The sequence below is a fragment of the Micromonospora vulcania genome (genome assembly GCF_042658605.1).
Taxonomy (GTDB): Bacteria; Actinomycetota; Actinomycetes; order Mycobacteriales; family Micromonosporaceae; genus Micromonospora; species Micromonospora vulcania.
This window is the reverse complement of sequence record NZ_JBHSQS010000040.1, coordinates 23672-33848: the sequence shown is the minus strand read 5'-3', so window position 1 is coordinate 33848 and position 10177 is coordinate 23672. Positions and strand designations below refer to the sequence as shown.

14 protein-coding genes are annotated in these 10177 nt (G+C 70.7%); 7 read left to right on the top strand and 7 right to left on the bottom strand.

Annotated elements, in window-relative coordinates; genetic code table 11:
- Positions 1–72: 72 nt before the first annotated feature.
- A complete protein-coding gene (locus ACFQGL_RS31050; protein ID WP_377516209.1) occupies positions 73–531 on the bottom strand; it encodes a hypothetical protein in 459 nt (152 codons plus the stop codon).
- A gap of 463 nt (positions 532–994) precedes the next feature.
- Between ACFQGL_RS31050 and ACFQGL_RS31045 the strand changes: the two genes are divergently transcribed.
- The 4 genes from ACFQGL_RS31045 to ACFQGL_RS31030 are packed head-to-tail and all read left to right on the top strand — an operon-like array spanning position 995 to position 3247.
- Positions 995–1375, top strand: a complete 381-nt coding sequence (locus tag ACFQGL_RS31045) for a hypothetical protein (RefSeq protein WP_377516208.1) — start codon at positions 995–997, stop codon at positions 1373–1375.
- Complete coding sequence (locus ACFQGL_RS31040) at positions 1372–1698, top strand: type VII secretion target (RefSeq protein ID WP_377516207.1); 327 nt, start codon at positions 1372–1374, stop codon at positions 1696–1698. Before ACFQGL_RS31045 ends, ACFQGL_RS31040 begins: the two co-directional genes overlap by 4 nt.
- A complete protein-coding gene (locus ACFQGL_RS31035) occupies positions 1695–2585 on the top strand; it encodes a WXG100 family type VII secretion target (protein ID WP_377516206.1) in 891 nt (296 codons plus the stop codon). The genes ACFQGL_RS31040 and ACFQGL_RS31035 overlap by 4 nt, the downstream gene beginning before the upstream one ends.
- 14 nt (positions 2586–2599) lie before the next feature.
- Positions 2600–3247: a hypothetical protein gene (locus ACFQGL_RS31030; protein WP_377516205.1), complete on the top strand. Its 648-nt coding sequence runs from the start codon at positions 2600–2602 to the stop codon at positions 3245–3247.
- Between the two features lie 43 nt (positions 3248–3290).
- On the opposite strand, the gene ACFQGL_RS31025 is transcribed toward ACFQGL_RS31030, so the two are convergent.
- Entirely contained in the window at positions 3291–3761 is a 471-nt protein-coding gene (locus tag ACFQGL_RS31025; RefSeq protein ID WP_377516204.1) for a VTT domain-containing protein, read from the bottom strand.
- Entirely contained in the window at positions 3758–4351 is a 594-nt protein-coding gene (locus ACFQGL_RS31020; protein WP_377516203.1) for a CDP-alcohol phosphatidyltransferase family protein, read from the bottom strand. The genes ACFQGL_RS31025 and ACFQGL_RS31020 overlap by 4 nt, the downstream gene beginning before the upstream one ends.
- Positions 4352–4577: 226 nt before the next feature.
- Between ACFQGL_RS31020 and ACFQGL_RS31015 the strand changes: the two genes are divergently transcribed.
- A complete protein-coding gene (locus ACFQGL_RS31015; RefSeq protein ID WP_377516202.1) occupies positions 4578–5597 on the top strand; it encodes a sensor histidine kinase in 1020 nt (339 codons plus the stop codon).
- A complete protein-coding gene (locus tag ACFQGL_RS31010) occupies positions 5594–6235 on the top strand; it encodes a response regulator (RefSeq protein ID WP_377516201.1) in 642 nt (213 codons plus the stop codon). Before ACFQGL_RS31015 ends, ACFQGL_RS31010 begins: the two co-directional genes overlap by 4 nt.
- On the opposite strand, the gene ACFQGL_RS31005 is transcribed toward ACFQGL_RS31010, so the two are convergent.
- A complete protein-coding gene (locus ACFQGL_RS31005) occupies positions 6232–6627 on the bottom strand; it encodes a nuclear transport factor 2 family protein (RefSeq protein ID WP_377516200.1) in 396 nt (131 codons plus the stop codon). The genes ACFQGL_RS31010 and ACFQGL_RS31005 overlap by 4 nt on opposite strands.
- Positions 6628–6723: 96 nt before the next feature.
- Entirely contained in the window at positions 6724–7317 is a 594-nt protein-coding gene (locus ACFQGL_RS31000; protein ID WP_377516199.1) for a TetR/AcrR family transcriptional regulator, read from the bottom strand.
- A gap of 99 nt (positions 7318–7416) precedes the next feature.
- On the opposite strand from ACFQGL_RS31000, the gene ACFQGL_RS30995 reads away from it, so the two are divergent.
- Positions 7417–8181, top strand: a complete 765-nt coding sequence (locus tag ACFQGL_RS30995; protein ID WP_377516198.1) for an SDR family oxidoreductase — start codon at positions 7417–7419, stop codon at positions 8179–8181.
- A gap of 7 nt (positions 8182–8188) precedes the next feature.
- On the opposite strand, the gene ACFQGL_RS30990 is transcribed toward ACFQGL_RS30995, so the two are convergent.
- Together ACFQGL_RS30990 and ACFQGL_RS30985 are read right to left on the bottom strand one after the other, a co-directional pair.
- Positions 8189–8554, bottom strand: a complete 366-nt coding sequence (locus ACFQGL_RS30990) for a DNA polymerase ligase N-terminal domain-containing protein (RefSeq protein WP_377516196.1) — start codon at positions 8552–8554, stop codon at positions 8189–8191.
- 271 nt (positions 8555–8825) lie between these two features.
- On the bottom strand, positions 8826–10136 hold the full coding sequence (locus ACFQGL_RS30985) for an alpha/beta fold hydrolase (RefSeq protein ID WP_377516194.1): 1311 nt from the start codon (positions 10134–10136) through the stop codon (positions 8826–8828).
- Positions 10137–10177 lie beyond the last annotated feature (41 nt).

Sequence of the window (10177 nt, the reverse complement as noted above, 5' to 3'; positions counted from 1 at the left end):
ACCAACTACCGGAGACCTCTTCAATTAGCGACCACCGCCACGCCCCAACATCAACGCCCTACGAAACACGGCCTAGGCGAGCGCCACGATAAGGCCCACCAGCGCGGCGACGACCGTGAGCCCGCCGACCAGATAGACCCACCCGGCGTTGAGCCCGGCCCCCTTGCCCTCGATCTTGTCCAGGCGGCTGGCCAGATCGGCGACATGCGTGGCGGTGCTGTCCCGTACCACCTCGAACTCGACCCTGGCGATGAACGTCTTGGTCTGGTCGGAGAGGGTCTGCCGAAACTCGTTGACGCTCTCGAAGCGCTTCTCGGTGGCGGTCTCCGCCTTCGTCACCGCCTTGTCGGCCGATCTGAGGGCCAGTCCGACCTGCGCGGCCTGCGCGGCAATCTTGGTGTCGAGGTTCGCCAGTTTGGCGTCGACCAGCCGTTCGAGGGCGTTGAGGCTCTGCTCCATCCGCCACTCCAATGCACGACGCAGATCATCGGCCGGGTCGACGTTTCTCGGGTTGGACTGTTCGCCGTCCACTGGTCACATCTCCTCCCCCTCCGACACCCCCACAGCCTGAGCCGTCGATCATCACCACCGCCAACGGGAAGGAGGCGGCAGCAGGCTCGCCGATGCGGCGACGCACGGAAGGTACACACGCGTTCAGCGATGAAACGAAGAACAGCATCCACGCCACAGCACTGAGGCATGCCCACCATATGCCGAACAGCGAACAAAAGACCAGGTCAGAGACCATATGCGACACCGATGACCCAGACCGCGTGACCGTACGGCCCGTGGGGTCAACCGGCCCCGGCCGACTCCCGCTCACCGTCGTGGTCCTCCTGACCCACCCATCGTTCGGCCTCGAACGGTCTGGGCCGAGCCGCCGCTACGGGGCAGCCACGGTGGGCTGGCATCGGTACGCTCGGCGGTCGTAAAGCTCTAGCGGGGGGCGAGAGTGGGAGTGAGTGACGAGACCCGGGCTTGGTTCGGGCGCCTGGTGGCTGACACCAGGGAGCGATTCGCGGGGCTGGCCGAACTCGGTGACGACCCGGAGCGACTGTATGGCGAGGCGGAGTCCGCAGACGGCGTCGTGGCGGTGGTGGCTCCCGGTGGGATGCCGGTCCGGCTCACTCTGAGCATCTCCGCGTTGCGGCTGGGGCCGGAGGAGTTGGCCGCGCGCATCGTGGCGACCCAGCGGGAGGCCGCGGCCGAGGCCGGCCGGCGGCAGGCCGAGGCGGTCCAGGAGCTGATCGGCCCGGCCACCGGTGGGGCGGTGGACGTGCGGGCGATGGTCGACCGTGCGGTGGACCGGGGCCGGTTCCACGAGGCCACCGAACGGCTCGGCTCGGCGGACGAACAGCTCGGCGGCCGCCGGTGAGCGGCAACGGTTTCACCGTCCAGCCGGAGGCGCTGCGGGCGGCCGCTGGTGGTCAGGAGGCCGCGGCCGGAGCGGCCGAGTCGACCGCCCGCACCGTCGAGTCGGCCACCGCCCAGGGCAACCTCTTCGGCATGATCGGGCAGTTGGCCGGCCTGGACGCGGGCTACCGCGGCTGGGTGGCCGACGAGGTCAGCTCGCTGAACGGGCTCGTCCAGCACCTGCACGATCTGGCCGAGGGGTTGCGCGCCAGCGCCGAATCATACGAGTACACCGACTCGGGCAACGCCGAACACCTGGCGAGCCGGTACCGGGAGCGGTCATGAGCCAGCCGGACGTCGTCGATGTCGCCAAGGGATACCAGCAGGCCCGGGACACCTGGAACCAGGTGACCAGCCCCGCCTCCGAAGCGCTCAACACCGGGTTGGACGCGCTGCTCTACCCGTTCGTCTGGCCGCTGCTGCAACTGCTCGAGCTCTGCGTCGGCGACCCCGACCAGCTCGACGCGCACGCGTCCGCCTGGCACAACGCCGCCGCGCAACTGCGGCAGCTCGCCGAGCAGGAGCGGCAGGGCCTGGACGCGTTGCGACCTGAGTGGACCGGCCCGGCGGCCGAGGCGTACGCCCGGCGGATCGCCGCGCTGGTGCAGGGGCTGGACACGGCGGCCGGGGAGATGGCCCGGACGGCCGACAGCCTCGGTGACACCGCGATGGACCTGCGCGACTGCGAGGAGATCATCCGGACCATCATCCGGGAGCTGGTCGAGTGGCTGGTGATCACCTGGCTCGCCGCCCAGGCGCTGGCGATCATCACCGCCGGTGCGTCCGAGGCGGCCGCCGCCGTCGCCTCCGCGGCCGAGACCGGCATCGCGGTCAGCCGGACCACCCGGATCCTGGCGCAGTTGCACCGGGCGCTGGAGGCGTACAAGGCGATGATGGAGGCCCTCAAGGCGATGGGCACCGTGGGCAAGATCGCCGCTTGGACCATCAACAAGTTGTACGGCCCCAAGCACTGGCTCAAGACGGGCATCAAGCTCGCCACTCCGCTCGACGGGTCGATCGTGGGCGAGGGGTTGGAGTCGGTCGGTGACCTGGTCATCGATTCGACCGCCGACGAGTACGAGGACCAGCGGCGCGGCGACGACGGCGACGGCAGTCGCTGGCGGCGTACGGTGAGCAACTGGACGGACCCGGCCGCCGACCGGGTGCCGTGACTCGGGGAGGGTCGATGGACGAGCCGGCCGCGCGCCGAGCCGAGCTGCTCGCTCGGGTGCGGGCCCTGGTGGCCCCGGGCGAGACGTTGCGCGATGCCTGCTGGTTCACTCGCGTCCCGGGCCGCCGTTCGGCCGGCGAGGTCCTCCGCGCCGAGTTGAACCCGCTGCGGGTGGCGGAGGGGCTGGTCTGGGAGGCCGCCGGGGCCACCGCGGCCACCGGGCCGGGGGTCGAGTGGTACCAGGCGGCCCGCAACGGGGTGCTCGGCGGCCCGCCGGGTTCGGTCGGGGTCGGGTTGGACGAGCAACTGCCGGAGCCTTCGGTCGCCCAGGTGGTGGCACTGACGGATCGCCGTGTGCTGGTGCTGCGCCGGCAGGGCGGTCGACCTGCCGTGGCCGAGCCGCTCGGCGGCGGGCTCCGGGACCGCCTGTCAGCGGCGGCCCGCCAGGTGCGCGCGGCGTGGCAGGGGCCCGGCCCGGTGGACCGCGACGCGCCCTTCGAGGTCGTCTGGCAGGTGAGTGGGGATTCGGTGGTCCGCATCGACGCGCTGCCTGGCGGCACCATCGGGCGCCTGGCGCTGCTCTTCACCGATGGCTCCTGGATCGTGCTCGGCCCTCCGGATGACGCGACCGCACGTCGGATGGCATCGTCGCGCGCCGGTTGATCCGTCAGCCATCAGCCCGAGGTCGATGCGCTCGCGGTCGGGGTCACGCGAGGGCCGCGGGCAGGGCGAGGACGGCGAAACGGACGACGCGCCCGAGCAGACAGGCGACGGCGAACTCCCAGTGCCGCAGACCGGCGGTTCCGGCGGCCATGCTGACCAGGGCGAGTGGTGGGACGCCGACCGAGGCGGCGAGGAGCACCGTCGGCAGACCGGTGCGGCGGCGAGAGAGCCAGCGCCGTACGCGTTCGGCCCACCGGGCGGTCCGGGCAGCCACGCGCCCCGACTGGTTGCGTCGGGCGAACCGACGGGCCAACCGGCCGCTTCCGCGACGACCGGTCTCGAACAGCACCAGCTTTCCGGCGGTCTGCCCGACCGACAGAGCGACCACGGCGATCACCACGGACCCGCCCGGCTGCCCGGCGAACACGGCGTAGGCCTCCGCATTGACGAACGGGACGAAGGCCGAGGCGAAACCGTATCCGAGCGCGGCGGCGGCCTGCACGACACCGCTCATGCCAGGCCGTCCCGGGTCAGCAGCCGGGCTACCGCCACGGCGGACCACACCTTGACCGAGAGGACGGCCAGTGCCACGGTCACTGCCACCGAGTATTGACCACAGGCCACCGCACCGATGACCCCAGCGGTGTTGACCGCCTTCGCCAACGGCGACCAGTTCAACGCCCAGACGCGCCGGTCGACGAGATAGAAGTAGTTTGGACTGGCCAGGGGCCAGCACAGGAACGCCAGCGACAGCATGGTGTCCAGGACCATGAACGACGGCAGGAACACCATGGCGACCAGCGAGACATCGGGCATCAGGGCCACCAGGCCCATGCAGAGCACGGCAGTGCATGCCCGGTCGCTCACGATGTCGAGCACGGCGCCGGCCCGGGTCTCCTGGCCGAGCCACCGAGCGGCCAGGCCGTCGAGCATGTCACCGAGCCAGTAGATGCCGTACGCCACCGCGATCAGGACGACGGAACCGGAGACGAGGGCGACGATGCCGAGTGTGACGGCGGCGAGCGTCCGGACGACGGTGATGTAGTTGGCAACGGTGCGGAGCGGGCCCACTCGCAGGATTGGCCGGGAGTCGATGAGAGTCATCTCCGCAGCGTCCGGTCCTCGGGCCGTCCGGCGGAACGTACCAGGGTGCCGACCTCGGTACGGCTGCGGTACCGGGGTGCCGGTCGGGCTGGTACCCGGGTACCTGGCCGACGCAGGGCGGATCATCGAGACTGTGCAGGTGGTTACCGCAATCGGGCAATGGGTGCGCGCCCCCGAAGGAGTGCGCCGGCTCGCCTACGTCGCGACGGGCCTGATAGTCACGGCCGTGGTCGCTACGGTCGACGAGAACGTGCTCGTACCGTCGGGCTGGGTGTGGCTGGTGCTGCCCGCCGCCCTCACGGCCATGGCGCTGCCTCGCGGTCCGCGGACCGTGGTCTTCGCGGCCTGCGCCTGGTTCGTCGCGATAGTGAGCACCGGTGAGTCGGTTCAGCTGGGCCTGGCGGCGGCCGGCCTCGTATTCGTCTCGACCAGCGAGGATCCTGCCCGCCGACCGTGGGTGGGATGGGCGGCCGGTCTGGTCGGTGCCGTCGGTGCCCTCACCGTCGCGCTGCTGAACCATCGTGGCGTCTACGCACAGCCCTTCGTCTTCGTCGCGGCCGGCTATTTTCTCGCCACCCTCCTGCGCACGTGGTCACGCGCACGTGCCCTCAGCCGGGAGACGACCGAGCTGCGTGACCAGGCGGCCTGGCTCGAACAGCGCACCAACCTGGCCCGCGAACTACACGACGTGGTCGGCCACCACGTCACCGCGATGGTGGTCCAGGCCGAGGCCGGACAGTTCAGCAGCGATCCTGCGGTGGCGCTTCACGCGATCGCCGACAGTGGCCGTACCGCCCTGCGCGAGCTGGACACACTCGTCGTGCATCTCCGCAACCCGGACGCACCGGTGGTCGTGAGCGCCCCGCCGCGCCTGTTCGACATCGACGAACTGCTCGCCGAGCCGCTGCGCCAGCAGGGCGTGACGGTGCACGTACGCCTGGACGCCGACCCGGGGCTCGACGAGGTGGGTGTGTTGGCGGCGTACCGCATCGCTCAGGAGGCCATCACCAACATCGTCCGACACGCCAACGCCACGACCGCCTGGGTCGAGCTGGTCCGCGTCGACGGTCACGCCCGGCTGCGGGTGAGCGACAACGGGATCGGTCCGCCGCCGACCGTGACGCGCGGTTCGGGACTACTCGGTATCGAGGAACGCGCGCGGGCGCTCGGCGGCAGCGCGCAGGTGAACCGGCGCCCGAGCGGCGGTACGGTGCTGGAGGCCGTCCTGCCGGTGGCGAAGCCATGATCCGTGTCGTGGTCGCCGACGACCAGCAACTGGTCCGCGACGGGTTCAGCCAGATCCTGCGGTCCCAGCCGGACATCCACGTCGCAGCCGAAGCCGCGGACGGGCGGCAGCTGCTCGATGCCGTCCGACGCGATCCCCGCATCGACGTCGCCCTCGTCGACATCCGCATGCCGGTACTGGACGGCCTACAGGCCACCCGGGAGCTGGCGTCGATTCCCCACGCACCGGCGGTCATCATCGTCACCACCTTCGACGACGACGCGTACGTCCTGGACGCCATCGCCTCCGGCGCGCGTGGATTCCTCCTCAAACGCAGCAGTGCCCAGGACCTGATGTCCGCGGTACGCACGGTCGCGGCCGGCGGCGCGATCCTCTCGGCCGAGATCACCGGCGCGGTCCTCGAACGGGTACGGTCGACCGGCCCGGCCACCCGGGTGGACCTCGCCGCCTACCAGCTGACCGCCCGCGAGACCGACGTGCTCACGTTGATCGGCGCCGGCTTCAACAACGACGAGATCGCACGGAACCTTCATCTGTCGATGAGCACGGTCAAGACCCACGTCGCGAACGTGCTGGCGAAGACCGGCAGCCGCGACCGCGTGCGAGCCGCCATCCTGGCCATCCAGGCCGGCCTCTAGGCGGCGGTTGCCTCGCGCTGGATCTGCTCGAACTGGGCGGCCATCGCGGCAGCCAGGGCCTGTGCGGCGGACAGCGGACGAACCATGACGGTGAACTCGTCGATCAGGCCACTCTCGTCCAGGTGCAGGAAGTCGCAGCCCTCGACGGCCACGTCACCGACCCGCGCCTCGAACACCAGCGCGTGGTCGCGACCGCCGTCGCCACTCAACTCACGGACGTACCGGAAGTCCTCGAACACCCGCAGCACACCGCGCAGGATCGCCGCGGTCATCGCCTTGCCGGGGTAGGGCTTGAACGCCACCGGGCTGCGGAACACCACGTTGTCGGCGAGGGCGGCCGCGATGGCGTCGGGGTCGCGTGCTTCAACCGCCGCACGAAAGTCGATCACCATGCCAGCGTACGGGGTTTCCTCCCGCCGACGGACCCCCGGTACTCGTCGAGCCCGCACCGGCATCGCCGCCGGCAGATCCGTGCAACCGGCTGTGGTCTACCCGCGACCAGTCGACCTGGAGGGCAACGGCCGGAGGGCGTACATGAGGAGGTCCACCTGGCGGGCGGCCTGCGCCCGCTGGTCCGGCTCGGCGGCAACCAGTGCGATTCCGCCGAGCGCCATCACCACGTCGAACGCGGCGACGTCGGTGCGAATGGATCCTTCGGCGACGCCGGCTGCGAGCAGTGTCGCGAGCGCGGTGGTGAGCCGGTCCCGAATTTCCAACCGCTGGTCGTCGTCACGGGCGAGTGCGGCTTTCAGGACGTCGGCCATGGCGCGTTTCGTGGCGAGAAATTCGAGGAAGGACTCCATCCAGGTACGTAGCGCGGTGACCGGCGGGTGTTGGGCCAACAGTTCGGCGACGCTGGTGCAGATTCGGTCGACCTCGCTGCGGTACACCACCCAGACCAGATCCTCGCGGGTGGGGAAACGCCGATAGAGCGTGCCGATGCCCACGCCGGCGTCCTTCGCGATCTCCCGCAACGAGGTGTCCACGCCGTCGCGGGCGAACGCACGGCGGGCAGCGTTCAGGAGGCGGTCCTGATTGATCTTCGCGTCGGCACGCAGGCGACCACCCGCCTCTTCGGTCACACAGTCCTCCACCCAGTTGTCAAGCGGAGCACGCTCCGCTTAGGCTTTGCCGTTATGCGGACGGTGCTCCGCTTCTACGATCCTAACGGAGGACGGGTAATGACCGAATCGTTGACGGACACCGTGGCCCTGGTAACCGGGGCGAGCAGTGGGATCGGCGCCGCGACGGCGCAAACTCTCGCGGCGGGCGGTGCCACGGTCGCGCTCCTGGCCCGCCGCACCGAACGGCTGCGCGCCCTCGCGGAGGAGATCGAGGCGGCTGGTGGTGCCGCACTGGTGCTGGAAGCGGACATCACCGACCCGGAGCAGGCGAAGGCGGCGATCGAGCGAGTTGTCGCAGATCTCGGCCGTCTGGACACGGTCGTCAACAACGCTGGGGTGAGCTTCGTCGGCCCGATCGAGGACGCGCCGCCGCAGGAGTGGGACCAGATGATCGCGGTCAACGTCGAGGGCGTACTGAACGTGACCCGGGCGGCCCTGCCGCACCTGGTCAACGCCGCGCAGACCGCACCACGCCGGGTCGCCGACCTGATCACCATCAGCTCCACCGCTGGTCGTGTCGCCCGACCGGGCCAGGCGGTCTACGCCCTGACCAAGTCCGCGGTGAACGCGTTCTCCGAGGCGATGCGGCAGGAACTGCAGCCAAAGCGGGTACGCGTCGGCGTGGTGGCACCCGGAACGGTGGCCACCGAGTTGGCCACCCACATGCGCGATGGCGTACGAGAGGCGGTCGAGCAGCAGCTCGCCGGCATCGAGCTGCTGCGCCCACAAGACATCGCCGACGCCGTGGCCTACATGGTCACCCGGAAACGACACGTCGCGGTCAACGAGATTCTCGTCCGGGCAGCGGAACAGACCTGGTGAACGAACCCTAGCCGCGCTCGTCCGGAGGCTGCTCTTTCGTCAGGTGGAGCAGCCACCCCGCACCGGTGCGGATGAGCGCGTATCGCCGGTGGCCGGTGCGGCCATGCAAGGTGAACAGCATCCGGCGGTCAGTGCGGTCGTGCTCCTCCCACGTGCCGATGTCGGCGATCGACTTGTCGACGTCCTCGTAGGTGAGGTGATCGAGGTGGTGGTCGGGCACGGCGATCGCGAGCCGGTTGTCGCGGGGACTGTCCGGCAGGCCGCGCGGCACGGCCCAGGAGCGCAGCACACCGTCCTCCTCGAGCCGCAGGTCGAAGTGCGGTCGAGGTTTGCGGTGGTGGTGCAGGACGAAGGCGGGTGCCACTCGCACCATTATCGGTGACCGCCGGCCCTGCCGCGCCCGGGCCGCACCACGGGGGCGCCCCGCAACCGACCGCCCTAGTTCCGGCCGGGGCGGTCGCCCATTTCCGGACGTCGCCTGATCCTCGGGTGACGGGCGTGCTCAGAACGAACGGAGCCGCTCGCGGAGCCAGGCCCGGTCCGGCTTCACGACAGCCTGATCGCCAGGATCCACCGCCGTAACACGCCGAGGACGATACCCGTGGGCTCGGTCGGAGCGGCTGGACCTGCCCGTGCGGTCGCCCTCACGTCTCGTCGCGGACCATCCGGATCAGCCGGTCGAGGACGCGGCCGCCGCTGACCCGCAGCCCGTCGTGCTCGTACTCGTTGGTGATCCAGGTACGCAGGCCGCGTACCGACCGTGCCGTGGCCAGCGAGTCGTCGGTGTCGACGTACATGTCGTCGTGATAGACGGCGGCAGCCACCGGTACCTCGTTGCGCGCCAGCCGCTGCGGGTCGTACAGGTCCGGCCACTCCGCACGCCGTGCCAGCAGCTCGGCGACCTCGCTCAGCGGGGCCAGCGCGGGGTCGGTACCGAACATCCAGGGATAGATCATCTCGCCGGTCAGCAGCACCGGCCGGTCCTGCGCCAGTGCGCGATCCACGTCGAACTGCGGGAAGTCGGCGCGTACCGTCTCGGCCGCCCACCCGGTGGCCTCCGGTGACGCCGAACGTTGGCCGTAGATCGACTCGTGCAGCACCGCGTAGAGCGGGCGGCCCAGGTACGAGAGGTTGTCCTGCACCCCGGCGAGGAACGAGTCGGCGAGCTGGTCGTCGGGCACGCCGGGCAGGAAGGCGTCTTCGAGCAGGTAGTGCAGGCTGTGTGAACCGGCACCGGTGCCCAGCATGGTGCCGACCGCCTGGAACGCCTCGGCGGTCAGCCGCCCGCCGCCGGGCAGTCGCACCTCCCGCTCCCGCAGGTGCCGCACCACGGCGCGGACGGTCTCGACGTCCTCGGGGTAGCGCGCATAGTGCGCCTCGACCTTGCGCTGCACCCGTGGGTAGGCGGCCCGGTAGACCTGCGGCGCCGTGCTGCGCAGGCCGGGGAGACCGCCGGTCACGAGGGCCTCGCGGACGCCCTCCGGCGCGTAGGACAGGTAGGTGAGGACGCAGAAGCCGCCATAGCTCTGACCCAGCAGGCTCCATCGGCCGTCCTCGCCGAGGAGTTCCCGGCGGATCAGCTCGCAGTCCCGCACGATCGAGTCGGCCCGGAAGTGCGCCAGATATCGGGCCTGGGCGGCCGCGTCGCCGCGCCCCGGCAGCGTCTGCCGGTCGGCGGGCGTGGAGCGGCCGGTGCCGCGCTGGTCCAGCAGCAGCACCCGGTAGTCGTCCAGCGCCCGATCCAGCCAGCCGTCCCGGCCCACCAGGCGCGGCGAACGGCCACCCGGACCGCCCTGCAGGAAGAGCAGCCACGGCAGCGACTCGCGCTCCCGGCCGGCGGCCACGACCTCGCGGGCGTACACCTCGATCCGCTCACCGGACGGGTCGGCGTGGTCCAGTGGCACCGCGAAGCGGTGGTCGGTGATGACGGTGCCAGGGTGACGGTAGGTCGGCACGGGTTGCCCCTTTTCGAAGAAGACGTCGACGTGGTGGGTGG

Bases quoted from the DNA above. Each gene is read 5' to 3' on its own strand.
- ACFQGL_RS31005 (WP_377516200.1), bottom strand. From the start codon at position 6,627: ATGGTGATCGACTTTCGTGCGGCGGTTGAAGCACGCGACCCCGACGCC.
- ACFQGL_RS31030 (WP_377516205.1), top strand. From the start codon at position 2,600: ATGGACGAGCCGGCCGCGCGCCGAGCCGAGCTGCTCGCTCGGGTGCGG.
- ACFQGL_RS31010 (WP_377516201.1), top strand. From the start codon at position 5,594: ATGATCCGTGTCGTGGTCGCCGACGACCAGCAACTGGTCCGCGACGGG.
- ACFQGL_RS31035 (WP_377516206.1), top strand. From the start codon at position 1,695: ATGAGCCAGCCGGACGTCGTCGATGTCGCCAAGGGATACCAGCAGGCC.
- ACFQGL_RS30990 (WP_377516196.1), bottom strand. From the start codon at position 8,554: ATGGTGCGAGTGGCACCCGCCTTCGTCCTGCACCACCACCGCAAACCT.
- ACFQGL_RS30995 (WP_377516198.1), top strand. From the start codon at position 7,417: ATGACCGAATCGTTGACGGACACCGTGGCCCTGGTAACCGGGGCGAGC.
- ACFQGL_RS31020 (WP_377516203.1), bottom strand. From the start codon at position 4,351: ATGACTCTCATCGACTCCCGGCCAATCCTGCGAGTGGGCCCGCTCCGC.
- ACFQGL_RS31025 (WP_377516204.1), bottom strand. From the start codon at position 3,761: ATGAGCGGTGTCGTGCAGGCCGCCGCCGCGCTCGGATACGGTTTCGCC.